This is a genomic window from Arthrobacter sp. efr-133-R2A-63 (assembly GCF_030209795.1).
GTDB lineage: Bacteria > Actinomycetota > Actinomycetes > Actinomycetales > Micrococcaceae > Arthrobacter > Arthrobacter bambusae_A.
This window is the reverse complement of sequence record NZ_JARVRG010000023.1, coordinates 72,135-93,495: the sequence shown is the minus strand read 5'-3', so window position 1 is coordinate 93,495 and position 21,361 is coordinate 72,135. Positions and strand designations below refer to the sequence as shown.

Here is a 21,361-nt window from a genome sequence, read left to right as displayed (position 1 = left end):
TCAGCAACGACGCAGACAACCACCGTGGCGTTACACCACTATGCGGGACTCCACTATTCACGGAACCAATCTGGTCGACGAAATCCCTTAGAACTCGGCGGATTTGTTCAGCAGGATGTATACGGCGGCGCTCCTGAGCGTCATGGAATTTTCCCCGAACAGTCCTAGCGCTCGATTACAGTTGGGACACAAGAGCCCACTGAGGCATTTCCCGCATGAAACCGTCCCCGGGCAGCATTTGTGGTCGTGATCCACTGCTAGGCGCCTCCCCGGCGCCGGTCCTTTGGGGCAGATGGCGCAGTGACCATGCTGGGCGTCAAGCAGGACTTCATAGTGGTCAAGGTCGATGCCGTACCTCGCCTTCATCCTTTTGGAGGCGTTGCAACGCCTGCACAAGTAGTTCAGGCCGTCCCGGGCGGCTGAGCATTTGGTAAACTCTTCGACTGGCAACCACCGATCGCAATGTTTACAGAGCTTGTTTCCATCGGGATCCCTGTCGAGCACGGCACTCCAGCCGGGGAAGCTACACCGCCTGATTTCGCCACTTTTTCTCAGGACTTTCAGCGGCACGAGCTCTCTGGCACGGTTCTTTTGGGCGTAGTGCCCACCGCACAATCGGTGCGTCTTATTCTCAATTGGACGACCACACAAGGAACCTTCGGCACCCGGACCTACGCAGGGACCGTCCGGTGTGTTGATACGCCTGATGGGCTTCAAGACGCCGTTGTTCCTCTTGAATTGCCTGTCGTGCGGGGAACAAAGCAGAGTATCGCGCGCCACGGCCAAACGCTCGCACCGCTCCGATCCATCTCGGCCGGGGCCGCTGCATTTGGTGGTCGATATCGGGGCCAGGCGCCTCTCAATGGGGCGCAGCGGACCGCCCCGCTTTTTTTGGTCGTAATGGGTCTTGCAAATTCCATCGTCCTGACCGACGGGGCGGCTGTATACCTTGCGTCCGCACAGTTCACCGTCGCCGTCTGGTCCCGGTCCAATGCAGGTTGACTTTGAGGTCCTTGTCCTAAGGGGTTTGAGGGATCCGTGGTTCCTGTCTTGCTCCCGGTGCGACAGGCATAGCGTGGACGATTTGGTTGCAGTTGGCTTTCCGCAAAACTGGTCCCCGTTACGGCCGGGACCGGAACACTTCACCCGCCTCGGACTCCCGTCCTTCGCGTCGGCAGAGTTAGAAACGGAAGCGGGGTTTGCGGAAGCATCCAGGTGGCTATCTTCAGGCCTGGTCAGTTGCGGTACTTCCGGCCCGTCTGCGCTTCCGTCCATCAACCACATGTCGCGGCTCCCGTCTTGTCAAGTGACCTATGTATCACTAGTAGAGCAGACAACAGGGACATCATTGGTTGGCATTGATTCATGCCCACCCGTCCCGCCCAGTCTTCCGAAGAGCAGACGCTTCGCTGGGCTGCCCGCAGGCAGAGCGTGGGGGCACGAATCAGGGAAATTCGTCTAGCTCAGGACCTGTCTCAAGAGGCATTGGCGCTAGAGTCGGGGCTCAGCCGGAACATGATCATTGGGATCGAGTGGGGCCGAAAGAGTGTTGCCTATGAGCGACTCTGGGACATCGCGGACGTTCTGGACGTCCCCGTGACGGACTTCCTTCGCGATCCAAAGGGACCGGCCGCAAGCAAGCCTTTTCGAGGCGGTCGTCGACCCATGCGCGACGCAGGCAGCTGAAGCCTGCTGACCGGCCGGCACGAAGTGTTAACCGGGTGGCGGTCGGAAGTGCTCAAAGAGAGACCCCACCCTACCGTTCCTGGTGGAGTCTCTCGGCGTCAGTCTGTGGCTTGTTCGCTTTGGCTCTGTTCGGCCAGTGCCTTGGCAGCCATGGCCTTAGCTTCCGTCACGGATATCGTCCCTCCCCGCTCGGCGTAATCCTCCATGACCCGCACCGTCAAGGATTCCAAGGTGTCGTTGGACATGATCGGAATCTGGAAATTGACCGTGACCTGATCGGCGGCCTTGAATCGAACCTGCCGGAGCCGTTCACGTGTCACCGCCGTCCGCTTCGCTGCCTCGTCCACCCGGCGTTGGGCATTTTCAAGGGCAATCGAATCCAGCCGTCGTTGCTCAGCCTTGGCAGCAGCGAGACTTCGGTTTTTGCGGACGTTGAAGAAGATCGCCGCTCCGACAGCCAAGACCAAAATGACCAAGACGGTGAGGGCAACGGGATTTCCCTGCCACAGCGCACCGACAAACCCGCCGATCAAGAGGAATAGCAACAACGGTTTGATGAGTTCCTGCTTCTGCCTTGTCGTGAGGAGTCCCATTGGTCAGGAACTACCTGTTCAAGTCGCGCAACAGGCCGGGAAGCAACTTCTCCAAGTCCGCGTGAACCGGTGGCGTGCCTTCTTTCTCAAACCGTACCTGCCGGACATCGTCCGGATTCAACGGCAGAGTCTTAATGTCTTCAACGCCGAAATCCACTTCGATGACGACTCCTTCAGACTCTCTGTGGCTCCACTTCGGACCGCCCAGGTTGACGCCTTTCACGATCTTTATTTCCCTAAGACTGGACCTAGGAATCAGCCGCAAAGAAGGGGCAATGTGCGGAATTTCATTCTCTATGTCCACGCTCAGGAAGGCTACGACTTCGCTTGTGACGACAATGAACTCGACCTGCTTCTCATCCCGCACAGTGGCGTCGGCTAGCTCGATGACCTGCCCCGCCGTGGCGGCGACAAACTTCGATATGACGTCTGCCAGGAGCCAAGGCCACTCACGACGGCCCCCAGGCCCGGACTTTTGCTGACTTTCCCACGACAGCATCCAGCCGGAACTGTAGAAACGTTCAACGAGTTCGTCCGCGGCGTCGATAGTTGTAGTGGTCACGGTTACCCCCAAAATAGTGATCGCTGTCACGCGCGAGCTTAGCCCACTCAGTGCAAAAAGTTTCGCTCACCCATCCAGACGGATTAGGGGTGTTGCGGAGCGCAGAGTGCTCGATCCGCAACTACTGTTTTGCACGTGAACCACAACATGCATCCCGAGGACCGGCCAGCTGCCGAGTGGCGACGCTTGACTGGCCACGAGGAAGCCGCAAGCGCTCTGCCTGAACCTTCCCTGCAAGACCCCGTGGCCGTAGGGACTATGTTTTGCAACGCTTTATCAGATCCGAAGTATTTCAGGCCTGTACTTACGCGTTTCGTCACGCCCGAATCACTTTCCGCCTGGGGCGACTTCAGCGCTGCGGCGACGTTCCTCGACTCTGTGCAGGACGCAGGGTATGGATCATTCGCAGAGAGAGCGCTAGGAGACGATGACGTTGCATACTTCAAAATTCTCTCGGGCGTCACGGACAGCTACCAAGTGCTCGACGAGCAAATAATTGCCGCTGCCGGAGTGGTCACGCTCGTATGGCGACCGGAGCTTGGAGAGTGGCGGGTGCACGGAATCGGTGAATATCTAAAGCCAGAGGACGTGCCGCACGGCCACTGAAAGGTGACGAAGTGCGCCTTCGTCCCTCACCGTTATTAAGTTTCTTCGGCAACCCGTAATACCTCACAATCATCGATCCACCGGAGCTTCCGAGACGCGCCCGGGTTTCCATCTCAGTTGTCAGAACGCCAAGAGCGTACTTGACCCGTTCGATGCCAGGAACCAGCGCAACGAACTCCGAGGCGCCCGATGGATGCATAAGCATGGGAAGCGTCTCTAGCCGAAGAATCCACTGGACAACAACTTGCGTCTGGTGTTCCTTGGCCCGCAGTGGATCGACCTTGTCGCGGGGGCCAAAGATGTAGCTCGGAGAAAGACAAGCCGTGGCATTGTCGCCCCACCATTCAAGGACGGTCTTCGCCCATTCTCTGTCCATTTCGCTCAGGTCCGGCCCCAGCAACCTCTCTCAGTCCCAAAGCGTGCTCCGCAAGCAGTCAGCAACACGGCTGAGAAAACGAGAGCACCACACAAAAATCTCAATTGTCCCCAAGGACTAGTCACTTGAGCGCTGCGGCTTCTCCGACCGTAAGCAGCTGGTGAGATTCTCACCTATCTCCCGACCGCGATTGTGCCAGAATCCACTGTCGCCAAATGCCCCATCCGCCGAGGCAGGTGTAGGCTGGCGAAGCTTCCCAACCCGTTCGCGATCGAAGGCGCTATCCACTACCGGGCGACCCGTCGGCCCCTCCGCGGGGACCCCCCGGCCCCGCTTTGGGTCAGGGCGGGCTCACGACGAAGGAGCAGAGGCAAATTGGGGACTTCGTGGCAACCGCGTTACCGTCCCGGGGTACTAGCCCGCGGCTTCTCTTTGCCGGGAAAGTGCTCGCTGCCGGGAGAACTGCCCGGACCGTGGACTAGTCTTCCGGCACTGGCCGCCGCCCGCGAAAATGCGGGCAGCGCATAGAAGGTTCGCGTACAAGCTCCACGGAGAAGGTGACCCCGGGCCAGGTGGCATGCCACGTCTACAAGCGAGAAGAGAAGTTGGCGCCTAAACAAGGGCAAATAAAGTGCCCCGCGTCGGTGCTCGCGGGGCATGAGATCAAGCTGGTGTATGCCTGCCGTCAAGTATTACCGGCAGTTGCACTTTTTCACGCAAGTGCGCTTTGCGCACCAACGGAGGTGTACGCGGAGGAGCCTGGTGCGGCACTCACCGGACATTCCTAGCCTCTTCGCCACACATGCGGCACCGAGAGAAACTAGTTCTATACCGACGAGACATGCGACACCTATGATGCCCACCGTCGATACCAAATTGCTAACGACGGCGGCCCACATGGGCTTTAGTCCTTCACGCTCTCAGAGTAATGAAATACAGGATGCATTAATCTCCTTTACAGAACCAGCGTTTATACCAAAAAGTACTCCGCTGGTCCAATAAGCTTGGCGCAAGCAAGCGGAACAGTCAACCGTTTGGTGCCAGCAAGCACACACGATAATGTCAGTTATCATGTGGGCATGGAACTTGAACCGATCAGCACCCCGGCAGGGAATGAGCAACGGCACGGCCACATCATTGCCGCGTGGAAGCTGGCGCAAAGCTCACCGCACACGCTCCGCGCTTACAGCAGGAGCATGACTGACTTCTGCTCATGGCTGGACGCCAGGGGAATGGACCTGCTGGGTGTGAAGCGTCCAATCATCGACGGCTACCGGCACACGCTGGCAGGGTCACCTGCCACCGTGGCAGCCAAGCTGGCGGCGCTCTCCAGCTTCTACCGTTACGCGGTATCCGTTGACGTGATCGGTGGGGGGAACCCGGTGGAGCTGGCGAAGCGTCCCAAGGTGGACGCTGACCACTCCAGCACTGAGGGCATGACCAAAGACCAGGCGAAGGCGTTGCTGAAGGCGGCACGGGCTGACGGCCCGCGCTCCCACGCTCTTGTGTCCCTGTTGCTGTTCACCGGGATCCGCCTCAGTGAGGCGCTGAACGCCAGCACAACGGACTACGGCCACGACACCGGCCACCGGACGCTGAGCATCCGGCGCAAAGGTGGCAAGGATGGAAAGGTGGCCGTGCCGGCCCCCGCTGTGGATGCTCTGAATGCCTATCTTGGAACAACCGGCCGGGAGCTGGCGGCAGGCACGGCAGGCGCTGGCCTGCCCTTGTTCACGACGGCTACCGGGAAGCGGTGGGCAGCGTCTGAGGCGTTCCGTACTGTGCAGCGGCTGGCTAAGGCGGCTGGTATCGAGGGGAAGATCAGCCCGCACTCACTGCGCCACACGTTCGCAACGGTGGCACTGGACGCGGGAACCACCCTGCACGACCTCCAAGACAGCATGGGCCATGCCGACCCCCGGACCACGCGCCGCTATGACCGGGCGCGGGGAACGCTGGCAAAGGCGGCAAGCTACGACGTAGCGCGTGCCTTGGCCTGACCGCGCTTCACCTACGCTTTTTGTTACAGTCAATGTTTATGGAGAGGCAGGTACGTCGCAACGTGCTTGCAGGGGGAGCGGTGGGAGAACGTCTTGGCTTCTAAGGTGGAAACGTACTGGGCGGGAGTCGCTGAACGATTGGTTATCGAAGTTCGAAAGCTAAGCGGAACCGTCACCCATAACGGCGAGCGGGGACGGGCTAATGAAGAAGCTCTGAAAGGGCTCATGGCCCGCATGGTCCCTAACTCGGTAAAGGTCAAAACCGGAGAGGTTATCGACTCCCGCGGCGGACATTCGCCGCAGTCCGATGCACTCATAACCTCTGTAGACAAGCAACCAAGTCTGTTTGCGCAGACAGAAGAGATCCTCCACCCTATTGAATCGGTCCTCTTGGTCGTTGAAGTGAAGTCGACCATGACCAAAGGTGAGGTGGATGATTTCCAGAGAAAGGTGCAAAAGTTCCGGGGTCTCCACCACTCCAAGGGATACGACATGCCACTTGCTCTGCTGGGCTACCAATGCGGCACCAACCCGAGCACGCTGGCGAAGTGGATACTGCAGCTGCCTGAGGCGGACCAACCAGATTTTTTCTGCGTGGTGGAGGCCGGAGTGTTCGGAAGGAAAAATGGAGATTCGTTTGACATAAGAATGTTTCCCGCAACAGACGACGACGGCGCAGTCCACGTCATTTCTGACCCAACAACGAGGGCGACTTTACGTAGATCGGGCCGCAAGACGTGGCCCGCCAAGGGCGTTCACGATCTCCATGTCGAAGTGGACGCTGGTCGTGCTCTCCTTCTGTTTAATGAACGTCTTCTGGCAGCTTTAGGCGCTGCGGGTGCCGCCGACTCCGAGTGGCTCGGAGCTTACGTCAGTCCTGACAGCTGGCCAAGTGTGGTCTATTCGTTAGACGGCAGCGAGCAAATTGAAGTCCACTTGCCCCAGGAACTCGTCAACTGAACAGCATTCGAGGCCAAGGTCGTCGCATGCCTCAGGCAGCGTGCAACGATCCAGGATCTCCGACTCATCTGCACTTACGACTATCACTGGCCCATCCTCTTGCAGGTGGAGCGCCAGCGCAGCGGTAGCCACCGGACTGCCTAAGTCATCTGCCGCGTCAATGTCTAGAAGGTCTCGCCGTACGTCCAGAACCGACGAGCAGAAGTCGTAGGGAACCTCGACGGACTTCCCGAACTTGCTGTAACTCGCTTTTGCCCAAACCCAGACAGTTTCTTCCCTGCAAATCTTTTGGCACTCATCGCGAACGGCAAGTGCAAAAAAGAGTCTCTGCTCGTCCACGAGGTTAGTCAGGGCCTCGAAGCGACTCGGCTGTCCGTCAAATTTGGCACCTAATTCTACTAACGCCGGGGAGTCCAGTACATATACCGGGCTGGCCGTCATGCGGCACCTCGCGCACGACCAATAAGTTGGCGAAGCTCGTCACCGTTTACGGAAAAGAGCTGACGCCCGTCGAACTCGGTGAGAAGTGAACGCTCTAGTCCTTCCGCCACAAGGCGTGTAAAGGAAGACCCGTACTCCCTGTTCCGGATCAGAGGCCGAGTTTGTGGTTCGTTCGACCAGCCCGATCCCGCAGGCTCGAGTCTGTTGTTCTTGACAGCATCGACCAACGACTGATCAGCCAGGCCCATATCCTTCAAACGGATGGCGACAGCAAACCAGCTCGTTTTGTATCTGTTGGCGATGAGGCGAATGGGCTCCGTGTCGGTGGCTGGGAACCACCTCTTACGTGAGTGGTAAGCGTCGATGTAGGCCAGCAGATGGTCGGCTGGCATCAGGAATTCTGCGGCGAAACGGTTGCACCACCGTTCGATGCCTGTCAGGTCACCGGCCTCTAAGCCGTGGCACGCCGAGTTCTCGTGACGCAGAAGGTGGGCTAGCTCATGGAGCAGAGTAAATGTTCGAGCGGCTGGCCAGAGCGTTGATGCGTTAACGAAAATGGATGGTGCGAATTCTCCTCTAAGGGAGAAGCCCCTGCACGAGTCTTCACCGATAGCTTTGAACGTCGTCAGGATTCCGCGGTCTTCGACAGCCCGCCGTAGTTCATTAAATACGCCGCCCTTTGAAGCACCGCTTCGAGTCTGCTGGCTGACGCTCCAGCCCAGCCAAGTGGCTGCAGTTCGGGCAGCGTCTTCCGCCGACCGAGCTATGGTTGGGAGCTGTACCGGTTCGTGCTCTAGTCGTCTTGCTAATCGATCTGCCAGAGCCTGCCGCTTCAGCGCGAGACGAATCTCCTTACGCTCTTGAGGGGTTGCAGACGCCGCGCCAACCGCCTCGCCCATCGGGGCTCGAAATTCCACCCGTTCATCAGCCCTAGTGGCAATGGACGGAGGAGCCGGAAGAGCGAAGAAGTATGTTGAACGGCCCGTAGCTTTGGCGATAGCTTCGAGATCTGAACCGTGAGGTTTGTCTTCGCCTGAAAGCCAGGAATCAACCGTTGACTGCGGGCGTCGGCAAGCCAAGGCCAGATGCTCAGGGGAGACGCCGGCGTCATCCAGAGCCCACCTCAGGACGCTCGGATTGACCCCCAATTTTGCCATGGCCTCATGCTAACGCACTGCTCTGACAGAACCTGCCATCGCTCTAAGGGGTGTGTTGGACGTGACGAAAAAGTGACGGAGACGTGGGGAATGGGACAGAAAAGCGGGGAACGCATATGGTTCCCTGCTTGTCCAGAAGCCGGAGAAAACCCCTAGAAATCAAGGTTTCTAGGGGCCTTGTCCCGAGCTTCCCATCAGAATCGAACTGATAACTTGTCTACGTCTGCGACTACGCCAGCGCCAGCTTCTATCCAGGGATTACCAGTGGACCGACCCGGAATTTGGCCGATTCCAGCTGACCCCGGCTGAATCCAGAACGTCAGGTAGCAACGGAAAAACCCGCAGATGCCCATGTGATCATTGAAAACTGCGGTGTTCAGCTGGTGGCTCCGACCAGTGCCGATCCGTTTACCCTTTGATATTCAGTCGGACGCGGGGCGTAGGCGGCTCCCAACAATGGAGTAAACCGCTTCGATAGTTTGCCGTCCCGGCATTGACAAGTATCTACTCGCCCGGCGATACTTGTGTGACCCGGGATCATCATCTATCGACTTCCAGCCAAAGGAGCACTAATGCTGCACATCACCGTCACCGCTAAGAAGCCTGTAGATCCCGAGAAGGACGGCCTCGGCCGCCCATACGTCGGCTACGAAGAGGGCATGTCCCAGGACGCAATGTACGAAGCCAACCACGGTGAATGGGCGATCGGCGCCCGCGGCCAGAAGGAGCGATTCGCCCTCTTCTCGTTCGGTCGGACTGTTATCCAAGCTGTCGAAATAGACTCCTTGGAACGAACCACTATCTACAGCGGGAACCCCGACGACAAGCGGGATGACCGCTATACAATCCACGGCAAGATCCTCGCCAAGGGACATCCGGTTTTCGACAAGTACGTTGGCCAACCGTCCCCTGTCAGCGCCGCCAGGAACCCGGTCAGGTACTTCGAGGACGTTGAATTCGACGGCGCAGGCCAGATCTGCCGTTGCGGTTGCGGCGAGATGACGACAGGCGGGGACTTCGTCCCCGGCCACGACCAGAGGGCCATCCACGAGCGGATTGCGCGCATCGGCAGTGTTGCCGATTTCCTGGATTGGATGGACGTTGTGCGCCCTGCTTCACTCAGCCGCTAACAGAGGTGCCCGGTCCCACGGTGCGGCCGGGCGCGCCAGTGTGTACTCGCCGTAGCAATGCCGAAGTGCACCGCACGTCAGCGGTCCACGCGCCGGCCTCTCCGCTCGAGCGCTGGATCGAGGCACCCTGCACCGAGGCACCTCCCGGGAACAGCACGCCTACTACCTGGACGAGTTTCCTTTCTGCTTCGACAGCCGCACTTCCATCAGGCGCGGCCTGCTCTCCTATCAATTCCTCCGGAGGTCACGAACACTCACCCCGCGCCGCTGCGAGGACCTTGTCATCCCAGGCAATGATTGAACTTGGTCGACTCGCACCTCGCCCATTGACGAGGGGCTGGCGTCCCGTCCTCGAACCGACTCTTGGGCGTCAAAGCCGTGCCAGCAGCTCGGCCTTCTTTGCACTGAACTCATCGTCGGTGAGAATTCCCGCCTCATGCAGCGCGGCAAGCTTGGAGAGCATCTCTGTGACATCGCGTGTGGTAATCGACATTTGGTCCGTCTGCGGCGTCTTAGCGGGTGCGGGGAGCCGCTCATTGATGATTCCCGCAACGAGCGAAAACGCTGCCTCCGTCACCGTAGGTTTTTCCACCGGATCTGGAACAACCTGACCCGGCGACGGTTCAGTTGGGAGCGCACGCTGATTCTCAAGCACGAGTTCAAAGTGCTTGAACATTCCGTCAGGCAACTTAATCAGGGACCGCTTGCCATCGGTCCAATCGACGCGCACGATATGAGACGACCCCATGGCTTCGAACGTCGCACCGACCGCCATTGAAGCTGCCTTTCCGATCCGACCTGGAAGGACGGCTCCGGCTACAGCCTTACTTACGACGCCCACCGGGTTTCCGTTCCCGTCAGTGACAACTTCGTCCCACTCGGCGACGTTTTCAGGGGTCAATCTTCGGAATTTGAGCCCGGCCTGCACAACGAGTGTGCTGCCCACTGGGGTCGACACAGTCGCGCCCTTGTAATCTCCGCCGACGACACGTCCGTAACCCACCATGGCCACAGTCTAACGGCGACCGGACCCAGATCATGACGCATTCGATGCACCAGCGTGCGCGGCGCCGGCGAGCAATGCCCATCGGCAGGCAGCGGTTCAGTCAACCTGTCCACGTTGCGCAAGAGTGCATCCAACTTCAACGATGTTCAAATGGATCGTATGGAGTCAGTGGAAGAGACGTACACGAGTGCTAACATCATTCTTCGCTCGGCGCGGGTGGTTATTGTGTTCCGCGCCGATGATCATTGGCAGGCGTGGGCGCGTCTGGCTATATCGGTGGCCGGAAAGTATTGGGGTGGCGCTGGGTTCATCCTTGCCCCGTGCGGAGATGACGGAACTATCGCACCCGAAATCATCTCGGTCGTCCAAGCCTACGACCCCGACCATGTAGTGACGATGCGGCTGCCTCTCGCTGAATGGGAGCGAGTTGCTCCTGGTCTCGTGCCTATTCGGCTCAATGGAAAGCTTCTCGTCGGGGACGAACGACGAGCGTACCTGGCCGAGGGTCTCAATCTGCCACAACCAGATCATCTGGCGATGAGAGCTCGCACTGCTCTTGCGGCAGCCTGCACACCGCTCCGCCGCTCGCACTCTGGAGACGATGCAGGGAGAGAAAGTCTGGAGATTCTGAACTTCGAAGCCGAAATGAGAGGCGGCTTGCTCATACCAGCCGAGAGAGGGACCCTCGATTCGGTCGTCCTTGCCGGGTCGGAATTGTGGGAAGGGGACGCTGCCCTGTCCTTGGCGATTCGGACAGGGATCCTACCGGCGGCGCTGGAGGGAAAGACTCCGGACCAGCGCGCTGAGCCCGATACAGCTCAGATGCTTCAAACCGCGCTAGACCCTGCCAGGTGGTCCCGCGACGGCCACTCACACTTGGCCGCCCCGATGAACGCTGGAGGGACGTCCCCCGGTATGAAGCCTCGCTTTTGGTTCGACGAGCCAGAGGGCGGCCTGACTCCTGTAAGGAGCGGGGTGGGGCGAGATGGCGGGGCGATCGTCGTGGGCGACAGCGCTGAAGACTTTGCCCTCGCCTACGCCTACGAACGGCTACTCAGCTTCGGCGTCTGGCTGACGCCTGCAATGCTCATGGACGGGACGTTGTCTCCCAGACTCCAAAGCTCGGTTGAGTACGCGGCCCATGCAATTAATGGGCGCGCCGAACGGCTCACGATCTCATCCGCCTCCCTCAATGAGGAAGACCTGACGGAGCTGATAAAGGCGTTCGAAACCGACGCCCACCAGACCACCCCATTCACGAAACCGGGCTCAACGGAACAAGATAAGAGCACGAGTCTGCCAGACGGCCTCCAAGTCGCGCCTCCCGACCTCAAGACCGGTTTGTGGCAGCTGGCTGTCGCAGATCCGTTCGTGACAGAGATATCAGTACCGGTGTCTATCGAGCCGGATGGAACAGCGACAATGCGGTCCCCGCTCGCCTCGCCTATGCCTGCAAAACCTCTGCGACGGAGTGAATTCCCCAGACCGTATTGGTATGTAAGTGCCGACTTGTACGATATGTCGATGCCTAAAGGCAGGGGTGTACCTCAGGAATTCGTTCAGCCCGACCCCGGCCGAGACCTGTTCAATGGGGTGAGAAGCGGTCGCGACGGGTTCGCTTTCCACTCACAGTCCGGTGGGAGCCTAGTTATGGCCGGCTCACCTCTGAGCAGTCAACTGCATAAGCCTAGGCTCAAAGCACTCGGAATGCAGTCCTGGGTCCAGGCGATGGCGCGCCGTGCAGAAATGGAGGCGCGGCCATCACTCCCAGGCATGCACGCCCGGCTCCTCGCCCGACTGCTCGGGGGGAGACAGGGCCTCACCTCGATCGTTTCCAGCGCCTTTCACCCCGCGCTCCGGCTCTTCGCGACGCATGAAGACAAGAATGTACGCACGGATGCTGTCTTTCCTCGGAAGGACGGAGTGGTTCTGTTGGGCGAACCATATCCGCGCTTCGACGCTTTGTTCAACGCCCTCGACGGCGGAACCCAAGAAGATCTACGTGGCTGGATCGACAGGCTGGCAGCGGCTGACCTCCTCCGGCGAGGCTTCGTCCTCGGCTGCGTCGACTGTGCCAGGCCTTCATTCGTGGGACTAGACCAGGCGGGACAGCGTTATCAATGTGTCAAATGTTCCGCAGTCAACGAGTTCGAAGCAGCAAGATGGAACGCCGATGGCAACGAACCCCCATTGTTCTATGACCTCCATCCGGCTTTCCGTGAAATCATGGCCAAGAACGGCGATGTAGGCCTCTTCGCAGCCCAACACCTGAGACGGCAGGGACGGGGGTACGCCGACACGGCGGAGATGCAATTTCACAAGGCAGGCGCAGGGAACCCCTTCGCCGAAATCGACCTTGTAGCGCACGTAAGCGGGGAAGTCGTTGTTGTCGAAGCCAAGTCCAACGGCAGTCTCGGAAGCTCTACCTCCGAGGCCCGGAGGGCGGCGCAAAAGAAGATCGACGTAGCGATCGCGCTCCGCGCAGACAAGGTGGTAGTCGCCACTACAGCGCCGTCGTTGGTCGGTTCTGCGGTAGAGATTCTCAAGGAAGTCGCTCAAAGCAATGGAGTGAGAAAGCTCTGTATCGAAGAGTTGGTTAATCTTGGCCCAGATCGGTTCGAATCGGAGATGATTGAATCCGAGCAGACCCCTCGATAGTTGAGCTACAAATCTTTGAAGCGGACGCGAGCCTCATCGGCGTCAAGCGAGATCGATGAGCTCTGGGCGTTTCCGCACGGAATTTACCCTGTCGCTAATGATCCGCGGGATCAAGTACCGTGTACCCCTGGCGTCGCCGGAGCCAGTCGGCCGAGGCCAACAGGTTGCTGAAGCCGTCAGCTTACGAGCATTCGAATGTGTCCTACAACGATGATCCAGCTTCGATGGAACTCAGGTGCTTTGGAATACTCGTGTCACGCTTACGTATGGCACAAAAGCTCCATGGTGTGTCGTAAGAATCTGACCAGACGGCAAGCGGACATGCTCAGATGCCCTCCCGAAGAAGCCTTCGGGCAACGGTACAGCCGCGTTTGGATTGTGGAAAACGTGCACCGCTTGCGAAAATTCCTCATCCGGCGCGCTCGGAGTCCCGACTTCATAGGTAAAAACTTCCGGTTCGGAGCTGTTTGGATCATGCTTGGCGCAAGTGCCATTCCTGAAAATTCTGACGCCAGGCTCACCTAGACCCAGCTGAAGTCCAATTCGATTGAACTGAGAAACAGACGAGCTGTTCGAAAAGATTACCGCGCTCACCGGGGTGTACTCCTCGGTATCGAACACTCCACTCGGGATGATCTTCCCATTCCATTCGTGACCGGCGATGGGCTCTGCCCCGACGATCAGGGTCCCGTCAGTATCGTGCTCCGCCGTTGGACTCTGGCCGAACAGATATTGCGCGGCGTACCCAAAAGAGTGGAACAACGAACTGGGCGAGTGAAAGGTCTGGACTGCAAGGACGAATGGACGGGAGGCGATCTCGTCCGTTTCCCAGTAGGCTCGCCCTCCCGCAGACCGCTTTCCGACCTTTCGTCGAAGTGCCTTACCAAGTTGGTGCACGAATTCGGCGATGCCCTCCTCAATGTCTTCCGGGATGATGCCTCTCAGACCAGGCCCCGGTTGCGTTTTTGCGACGCCTTGAGGCGGCTGCGTGGTCGTGGCTTCCACTCCTACAACGTCGTTTCCATTGGTAACAATGAAATCGACCCTGCCTCCGGTGCCGAGCTGATCGAGCTCCGTTTCATTGAAGAAGGCATGTAGGGACAACTCCCAAGTTCTGGCATCAAATCCGGTTGATTGAAAGTCCTTGAGAAAGTTGCCGTCTTCATCTCGATAACTCTGAAAGACTAAATTCATAAGTTCTCGTGCAGCGGACGCACCTTTTAGGTCTCGAAGTCCTAGGAACGATGGATGCTGACGTTCCGTCGGAACCTTCAGATCGAAAAGATTCTTCACGTGTTGCTGCCCCTGTTGCCCTCAGCTGAACTCGGCACCGCTACCGTCAGGCTCTTCCGAACGTTGAGGGCGGATCAACGTAAATCCTATCTCCCCTAGCACTGGTGGCTATTTCATGTGTCAGTCGCCTTACTGGCATTATGCTGCGGGCGGCTCCGTTCATGGATCTCAGTCAGTATCCACCGCATTCGCCGTGCCCCTGCCGGACCGGGCACGCCAACGTCGACGGATCCGGCCAGTTCTCGAACAAGGCGGCGAATCCCAGTATCTGGTCCTCGGGGCCATGCACCGCCGCAAGTCGCTCCAAGATGCAGCCGCGTGAACGGATACTGACCGTCGTCCCCAAGGGTTTTGGTGGTCCTCCAAAACATCCAAAAAACATCCACGAGCTGGAGAAAAGGATGGATTCCTGGAGAACCCGATGGAAAGTGAGTGAGAGCGGCCACTCCGTCGGAGACGGAAAAACCCCCGGAATCTCGCGGATTCCGGGGGTTCCACTTGTAGCGGTGGGGAGGCTCGATCTCCCGACCTCACGATTATGAGTCGTGCGCTCTAACCAACTGAGCTACACCGCCACGAATGAGAAAAACCTGCGCCAAGCCGGTCAAAAACCGCCTTGACACAGGCCCTCATTCAGAGCCCCCCACCGGAATCGATCCGGTGACCTCGTTCTTACCAAGAACGCGCTCTACCACTGAGCTAGGGGGGCAACGAGTAAATACTCTACCGGACGATTTCTCAGGCCACAAATCGGCTGCGGGACAGGGAAAAACGACCCCGACACAATTTGCATCCGCGCCGGATTCTTGAGCCGGAAAGGGAATGAATCAGGGCAGCCGGAGCACCTGTCCAGGGTAGATGTGGTCCGGGTTGGGCACGGTATCCGCGTTCGCGGCGATCAGGGCATCCAAGTCGACGCCGAACTGCAAGGCGATGCCACTCAAGGTATCGTCTGCTTCCACTACGACCTCGGTGACCTGCCCTCCGCCGTCGGCGGGAGCACCGGCGTCGGGCACTGCGGGGTCCGGAACCACGAGAGCTTCCACTGACGGCTCCGGCACGGCAGTCTGGACCGTCTCCCCCGGTGAGGCTTGAGCGGCCTCCTGCGGGGCCTCCGAGGGCCGTCCAGTCTGCCTGTGGTCGGCCTTGTCGAAGCCGAGGTTCTTCTTCAACCCATCGAGGAAACCCATGAACCAACCTTTCCACACCCGGGGCTGCTCGTCTTCCCCATGTTTGGCTTGGGAATGCTTCTGCGACACGGCGGGTCGGTCAGTCCTGCGCCTTCGGGAGGGCAAACATGGGGAGGACGGTACAGACACGAACGGCACGTGCCCCCGCTAAACCCAGACCGCGGTTAAACAGCCAGAGGCCGGCTCGAAAGCCGGCCTCTGCCAAAAACCCAGGAACTAGTCCTGTTTACCACTTACCCTTGCGGTTGAAATCGCGGTTGCCAGCGTCGCCACCAGTGCGCGGCTTGCGTGCGCCCCGGTCGGCGTAGCTGCCCGCTCCGGTACCGGCGCTGCTGCGCTCGCTGTAGGAACGGCCGCCGCGGTCAGCGGAAGAACGCTCGCCGCCGGCGTAGCCGCCACGGTCGCCTTCAGTCTTACGGAACTCCTTCTTGAAGCCACCGTTGCCCTTGAAGTTTCCGCCACGGTCTCCACCGGAGTAGCCGCCACGGTCGCCGCCGCGGCTGCCACCGGAGTAACCGCCACGCTCGCCGCCGCGGTCAGACGCCGGCTTGCGACCGTTGTCCAGCTCAAGGTGGATCAGCTCGCCGCCGATCCGGGTTCGGGACAGTGCGCGCAGCTGCTCTGGGCTCAGGTCCGCCGGAAGCTCCACCAGGGAGTGGTCCGAGCGGATGTCGATGCCGCCGATCTGTGCCGAGGAGATGCCGCCTTCGTTGGCAATGGCGCCAACGATCGAACCGGGCATGACGCGCTGACGGCGTCCGACGGCGATCCGGTACGTGGCGTTGCCCTCGGTCAGGGCGCGGGTCGGGCCACGGGAACCGAAGCCGTCCTTGGAGCGCTCGCGCTTCTGGAATTCCGGTGCAGCCGGCAGTTCCTTGACGAGGAGCGGCTGGCCGCCCTGTGCCATGACGGCCAGCGCAGCAGCAATCTCCGACGCCGGAACGTTGTGCTCCTCTTCGTAGGAAGAGATCAAGTCACGGAACGCGGCAACGTCCTCGGACTCGAGGGTCTCCGTGATCTTGTCCGCGAACTTGCCAAGGCGCAAGGTGTTGACGGTCTCGGCGGTGGGCAGGTGCATCTGCTCAACCGGCTGGCGGGTGGCCTTCTCGATCGAACGCAGCAGGTACTTCTCCCGCGGCGTCATGAACAGGATGGCGTCGCCGCTACGGCCTGCACGGCCGGTACGGCCGATGCGGTGGACGTAGGACTCGGTGTCGTGCGGGATGTCGTAGTTGACCACGTGGCTGATGCGCTCAACGTCAAGGCCACGGGCCGCGACGTCGGTGGCCACCAGGATGTCGATGCGGCCTTCCTTCAGTGCGTCGACAGTCCGTTCGCGCTGCTGCTGCGGAATGTCACCGTTGATGGCGGCAGCCTGGAAGCCGCGGGACTTCAGCTTGTCAGCGAGGTCCTCGGTAGCCATCTTGGTGCGCACGAAGGCGATAACGCCGTCGAACTCTTCCACCTCGAGGATGCGGGTCAGGGCGTCAAGCTTGTGCGGGCCCATGACCTGCAGGTACCGCTGGCGTGTGTTGGCGCCGGTGGTGGTCTTGGACTTCACCGAGATCTCAGCCGGGTTGTTCAGGTACTGCTTGGACATGCGGCGGATCTGGCTCGGCATGGTGGCAGAAAACAGTGCAACCTGGCGGTCTTCGGGGGTCTGCTGGAAGATCTGCTCTACGTCCTCGGCGAAGCCCATGCGGAGCATCTCGTCGGCTTCGTCCAGTACGAGGTACTGCAGCTCGGACAGGTCCAGGGAACCCTTGGAGATGTGGTCGATGACGCGGCCGGGTGTACCGACAACCACCTGTGCACCGCGGCGAAGGCCGGCAAGCTGCGGGCCGTAGGCGGAGCCACCGTAAACGGGGAGGACCGTGAAGTCATCGATGTGCTTGGCGTACGAGGTGAAGGCCTCGGCAACCTGGAGCGCAAGCTCGCGGGTCGGAGCGAGAACCAGTGCCTGGGTCTTGCGGGAAGGGCCGTTGAGGTCGTGGAGTTCGGCCAGGCGGGACAGCGCCGGTACTGCGAATGCTGCAGTCTTACCGGTGCCGGTCTGGGCGAGGCCCACGACGTCGCGGCCTTCGAGCAGCAGCGGAATGGTTGCTGCCTGGATCGGGGACGGCTTCTCGTAGCCGACGTCCTGCAGGGCTGCAAGGACGCGGGGGTCGATTCCGAGGTCGACGAAGCGGATGCCGTCTTCCTCGTCGTCGGCGGGTGCCTCAGCCTTGGCGGGCGCTTCAGCCTTGGCGGGCGCCTCGGCGGGTGCCTCAGTGAAGGCAGGAGCCTCGACCGGGGCCGGAGCCTCGATGAACTCAGCGGCGGGTGCGGTTTCGGCGATCTCGACGGCGGTCTCTGCTTCTTCAGCAGACTCGGCGACGAACGGGTCGTTCAGGTTTTCGGGCATAGGGGAAAGTTTCCTCATCCATAGGGGGCCAGTCGGCGCGGCCCGGTTGGGCTTGGCCGCAGTACACGTTGCGGGCAAAAGAACCAGGAGGTTCTGGTGCTCGCAAGAAGTCCGGCGCTGTCGCAATCCCATGGCAGGACTTCCCGCTGCATCTCTTGGCTGCTATCTCAGCAGTCTGTACAGCGTTTTCTTCGCCCGGCTCTCCCTATGAAACTGCCCACACACATTTTGCGGGCCCCAACACTGACCAGTCCTGCCTCAAGAATTGGGCAGGAAAAAGGGATTTCCGGAGTGGGGGATAGTTCAAGTGTAGGGCACAGATCAGCCCCGTGGCGACATAACGGCCGACGGCGGCGGTGAGCTTGCGCACAAACGCGCCGCCGGCGCCCTCAAAGCCGCCCTCAGGGCCGCCTTTAATACCGCACTTCAGGTTGTCCGCTCAAGGGCCGCTTTCAGGCGTCCACCCCGTTGCGGCGCAAGAGCTTTTCGAAGCTGTCATGGTAGTCGGACTGCAGCAGGATCTCTCCGTCCGCCTCAGCGTCGAGAAGCAACTGCATGTCATCGAGGTTGGGATTGCTGAACCACTGCCCCACCGTGATGCCGTGCTTCGGCACGAACAGTTTGTGGATGTAGTCGCCGGCCGAGATGGAGCCGGTCTTAACCACGCGCAGGTAGGTGCCGACCCGCCCTGCCTCCGTGAAACGCTTGACCCATTGAGGTTCATTCATGCGGCGCTGGAAAGTCGCACACGGTACACGCGGCGATGTGACCTCGACCTCGACGTCCAGGCCGATCTTCCACCGTTCGCCGATCACGGCACCGCTGGTCTCGATTCCGGCAACGCGGAGGTTCTCGCCGAAGATCCCGGCGGGCATGTCCCGCTGGAGTTCCTTCGCCCAGAAATCGGCGTCCGCCTGCGAGTACGCGTAGAGGGCTTGGTCCTCGCCGCCGTGGTGGATCCGGCTCGCCTGGATGTCCCCGTGGACTCCCAGCTTGTGGACCTTCACCGGCCCGTCGACCGGGCGCTTGTCGATGGCCGTCACTCCCACAGACCCTTCGGGATCGGGCAGGAGCTCGTATACCCGGCAAACGGCAAGCAACGATGCGGTATCCATGACTACAGTCTACGTACGCAGCTACGGATCGAAGCGATATCCCATGCCGGCCTCCGTGTGGAGGTGGCGGGGCTGGGCGGGGTCGCGTTCGAGCTTGCGCCGGAGCTGCGCGATGTAGACACGCAGGTACTGGGTCTCCTTGGCGTAGGCCTGTCCCCAGACCTGGGTGAGGATCTGCTGCTGGCTGACCAGCCGTCCGGCGTTGCGCACCAGCAATTCCAGGATGTTCCACTCCGTGGGCGTCAGCCGTACTTCCGCGCCGTCTTTGGTGATCTTTTTTCCGGCCAGGTCAACCAGGAAGTCGGCGGTCTGGAGCGTCGGCGCTTCATGCCTGGGTGCTGCCCGCCGCGAGGCGGCACGGAGCCTGGCCAGGAGTTCGTCCAGGCCGAAGGGCTTGGTCACATAGTCGTCGGCTCCGGCGTCGAGCGCTTCTACTTTGTCTTCCGAACCGTGCCGGGCGGACAGCACGATAATGGGCATGGTGCTCCAGCCGCGGATTCCCTTGATCACATCCACGCCATCCATGTCCGGAAGCCCAAGGTCGAGGACAACGATGTCCACGGGCTGCTGGGCCGCCGCTTTGAGCGCATCTGCGCCGTTGCCCACGCTGATGGCGTGGTAGCCGTGGGCGTGGAGATTGATTTGCATTGCCCTGGCGATCTGGGCTTCATCTTCCACGATCAGCACGAGGTTCATGGCCGCCCTCCCGTCCACAGAGGGAGTGTGACCACCATGGTCAGCCCGCCTCCCGGCGTCGCCTCAGCCATGAGCGTACCGCCCATGGCCTCGGTGAATCCCTTGGCGACGGCGAGTCCCAAACCGATTCCGCTGCGGCCGTCCCGGCTGGATGGAGAATCATCCAGTCGCTGGAAAGGCTGGAAAAGCTCCAGGACTGCCGCTGGCGCGATCCCCGAACCATGGTCCATCACGCGGAGTTCGCTGGCCGGCCGACCATCCACCGTGATGCCCGCTCCGGTCCGAGCCACCAGCACAACATCGGAATCAGGCGCGTATTTCACCGCGTTTTCCACAAGGTTCGCCACGACGCGTTCCAGTATCCCGGCGTCGGCCTCTATCTGGGGCAGGTTTGCCGGAAGCTCGTTGCGGATGCGCTCCCCCGGCACGCCGCGCAAAGCCTCCGGCATGATCTGGTGCCAGCCCAGTCCTCGCAGCAGCGGATTCACGGCATCCGCAGTGATCCGGGACATGTCCAGCAAGTTATCCACCAGGTGATCCAAGCGGTCGGCGTAGTCCTCGATGGTGGCCAACAGTTCGCGCTCGTCTTCGGGGGCAAAGGTCACGTCTTCCTGTCGCAGGCTGCTGACAGCAAGCTTGATGCCCGCCAAAGGAGTGCGGAGATCATGGGAGACGGCGCGCAGGATGGAGGTCCGCATTTTGTTGCCTTCGGCCAGGCGCACGTTGTCCTGCCTGCTCTTGACGAGCTGCTGGCGCTCCCTCAACGCCACCACGAAGGCGCCGAACGCGGCGAGCATGCGGCGATGCTGTTCGGAAAGCGGTCCGCCCCGGAGCAGGAGCGTGTAGTTGCGATCGACGACGGCGGCATGGTTGGCTGCCGCATGGGTCACGGGCGGTTGAATCCCGGAGCTTGCAAGGACTTGCCAGTTGGGCCCGGGGGCGTCCGGCGAGTCAAACGTGGCGAGCAGCGTCATCGCCTCCATGCCGAGGTTGACGCGGATCTTGTCCAGGAATGACTCGAGGCTGCCGTCCGAGCTCAGGATACGAAGGGCCAGCTCGCTGAGGGCCCTTGCCTCGGCGCCGGAATGCGCAGCCTCCTGGGCCCGCCTGGTCGCCAAACCGACGGCGAGCGCCACTCCGCACGCCACAGCAAGGAAGATGACCAGGGTGAGAAGCGTAGCGGGATCCGCGATGGACAGGGAACCCACCGGATCTGCCGAGAAGTAGTTCAACAGCATGCTGCCGAGGACGGCGGACACCACGGCCGGCCACAGGCCCCCGATTGCCGCAACCGCTGCCGAGACGGCCAGCTGGAACAGCATGATCATGGCGAAATTCCGGTATTGCAGCGCGGACACCAGGACTTCGATCGCGACGGGCAGCAGCAGGGCCAAGGCCAGGCCCGCCAGAATGCGGCGTCGCCCGATCCCCTTGACTGCCCGTAGCGGCAGTCCTATTGCGTTCACGTCTGCCGCGGCCATGGCTCAA

At 60.5% G+C, this 21,361-nt stretch carries 17 protein-coding genes and 2 tRNA genes; 6 read left to right on the top strand and 13 right to left on the bottom strand.

Annotation, left to right across the window (positions count from 1 at the left end; genetic code table 11):
- Positions 1 to 87 precede the first annotated feature (87 nt).
- Positions 88 to 366, bottom strand: coding sequence for an endonuclease domain-containing protein (locus QRN45_RS20925; protein ID WP_350309771.1), 279 nt, complete (start codon positions 364 to 366; stop codon positions 88 to 90).
- A 999-nt stretch (positions 367 to 1,365) separates the two neighbouring features.
- Here QRN45_RS20925 and QRN45_RS20920 point away from each other — a divergent pair.
- The gene (locus QRN45_RS20920; RefSeq protein WP_350309770.1) at positions 1,366 to 1,686 is read left to right on the top strand and encodes a helix-turn-helix domain-containing protein; all 321 of its coding nucleotides are present in this window, start codon (positions 1,366 to 1,368) and stop codon (positions 1,684 to 1,686) included.
- 98 nt (positions 1,687 to 1,784) lie between these two features.
- On the opposite strand, the gene QRN45_RS12610 is transcribed toward QRN45_RS20920, so the two are convergent.
- Both QRN45_RS12610 and QRN45_RS12605 read right to left on the bottom strand, forming a co-directional pair.
- Positions 1,785 to 2,279: a hypothetical protein gene (locus tag QRN45_RS12610; protein ID WP_284763579.1), complete on the bottom strand. Its 495-nt coding sequence runs from the start codon at positions 2,277 to 2,279 to the stop codon at positions 1,785 to 1,787.
- 10 nt (positions 2,280 to 2,289) lie between these two features.
- Positions 2,290 to 2,841 carry a hypothetical protein gene (locus tag QRN45_RS12605; protein WP_284763578.1) on the bottom strand — a complete coding sequence of 184 codons (552 nt, stop codon included), beginning with the start codon at positions 2,839 to 2,841 and terminating at the stop codon, positions 2,290 to 2,292.
- Between the two features lie 135 nt (positions 2,842 to 2,976).
- Between QRN45_RS12605 and QRN45_RS12600 the strand changes: the two genes are divergently transcribed.
- From QRN45_RS12600 to QRN45_RS12590, 3 genes are all read left to right on the top strand, one after another.
- Positions 2,977 to 3,447 (top strand): hypothetical protein, encoded by a 471-nt coding sequence (locus QRN45_RS12600; protein ID WP_284763577.1) that lies wholly within the window; start codon positions 2,977 to 2,979, stop codon positions 3,445 to 3,447.
- A 1,455-nt stretch (positions 3,448 to 4,902) separates the two neighbouring features.
- Positions 4,903 to 5,823 carry a tyrosine-type recombinase/integrase gene (locus QRN45_RS12595; protein WP_284763576.1) on the top strand — a complete coding sequence of 307 codons (921 nt, stop codon included), beginning with the start codon at positions 4,903 to 4,905 and terminating at the stop codon, positions 5,821 to 5,823.
- 93 nt (positions 5,824 to 5,916) lie between these two features.
- Positions 5,917 to 6,783: a DUF6602 domain-containing protein gene (locus QRN45_RS12590; RefSeq protein WP_284763575.1), complete on the top strand. Its 867-nt coding sequence runs from the start codon at positions 5,917 to 5,919 to the stop codon at positions 6,781 to 6,783.
- Positions 6,784 to 7,220: 437 nt separating this feature from the next.
- Here the strand turns inward: QRN45_RS12590 and QRN45_RS12585 are convergent, their stop codons facing one another.
- Positions 7,221 to 8,381 carry an XRE family transcriptional regulator gene (locus QRN45_RS12585; RefSeq protein WP_284763574.1) on the bottom strand — a complete coding sequence of 387 codons (1,161 nt, stop codon included), beginning with the start codon at positions 8,379 to 8,381 and terminating at the stop codon, positions 7,221 to 7,223.
- 572 nt (positions 8,382 to 8,953) lie between these two features.
- Between QRN45_RS12585 and QRN45_RS12580 the strand changes: the two genes are divergently transcribed.
- A complete protein-coding gene (locus QRN45_RS12580; RefSeq protein WP_284763573.1) occupies positions 8,954 to 9,511 on the top strand; it encodes a hypothetical protein in 558 nt (185 codons plus the stop codon).
- A gap of 370 nt (positions 9,512 to 9,881) precedes the next feature.
- Here QRN45_RS12580 and QRN45_RS12575 read toward each other — a convergent pair whose 3' ends face one another.
- Complete coding sequence (locus tag QRN45_RS12575) at positions 9,882 to 10,517, bottom strand: SHOCT domain-containing protein (protein ID WP_284763572.1); 636 nt, start codon at positions 10,515 to 10,517, stop codon at positions 9,882 to 9,884.
- Between the two features lie 150 nt (positions 10,518 to 10,667).
- Between QRN45_RS12575 and QRN45_RS12570 the strand changes: the two genes are divergently transcribed.
- Positions 10,668 to 13,175, top strand: a complete 2,508-nt coding sequence (locus tag QRN45_RS12570; RefSeq protein ID WP_284763571.1) for a hypothetical protein — start codon at positions 10,668 to 10,670, stop codon at positions 13,173 to 13,175.
- Positions 13,176 to 13,406: 231 nt separating this feature from the next.
- On the opposite strand, the gene QRN45_RS12565 is transcribed toward QRN45_RS12570, so the two are convergent.
- From QRN45_RS12565 to QRN45_RS12530, 8 genes are all read right to left on the bottom strand, one after another.
- Positions 13,407 to 14,468 (bottom strand): hypothetical protein, encoded by a 1,062-nt coding sequence (locus QRN45_RS12565; RefSeq protein WP_284763570.1) that lies wholly within the window; start codon positions 14,466 to 14,468, stop codon positions 13,407 to 13,409.
- A 501-nt stretch (positions 14,469 to 14,969) separates the two neighbouring features.
- Positions 14,970 to 15,043, bottom strand: a tRNA-Met gene (locus QRN45_RS12560).
- A gap of 62 nt (positions 15,044 to 15,105) precedes the next feature.
- Positions 15,106 to 15,177 (bottom strand) — tRNA-Thr (locus tag QRN45_RS12555).
- 118 nt (positions 15,178 to 15,295) lie between these two features.
- Positions 15,296 to 15,658 carry a LysM peptidoglycan-binding domain-containing protein gene (locus QRN45_RS12550; RefSeq protein ID WP_284763569.1) on the bottom strand — a complete coding sequence of 121 codons (363 nt, stop codon included), beginning with the start codon at positions 15,656 to 15,658 and terminating at the stop codon, positions 15,296 to 15,298.
- Positions 15,659 to 15,884: 226 nt separating this feature from the next.
- Positions 15,885 to 18,062: a DEAD/DEAH box helicase gene (locus QRN45_RS12545; protein WP_284763568.1), complete on the bottom strand. Its 2,178-nt coding sequence runs from the start codon at positions 18,060 to 18,062 to the stop codon at positions 15,885 to 15,887.
- Between the two features lie 452 nt (positions 18,063 to 18,514).
- Positions 18,515 to 19,177 (bottom strand): MOSC domain-containing protein, encoded by a 663-nt coding sequence (locus tag QRN45_RS12540; RefSeq protein ID WP_241707053.1) that lies wholly within the window; start codon positions 19,175 to 19,177, stop codon positions 18,515 to 18,517.
- 21 nt (positions 19,178 to 19,198) lie between these two features.
- Entirely contained in the window at positions 19,199 to 19,873 is a 675-nt protein-coding gene (locus tag QRN45_RS12535) for a response regulator (protein WP_241707052.1), read from the bottom strand.
- A complete protein-coding gene (locus QRN45_RS12530) occupies positions 19,870 to 21,354 on the bottom strand; it encodes a sensor histidine kinase (protein ID WP_284763567.1) in 1,485 nt (494 codons plus the stop codon). Before QRN45_RS12530 ends, QRN45_RS12535 begins: the two co-directional genes overlap by 4 nt.
- Positions 21,355 to 21,361: the final 7 nt, after the last annotated feature.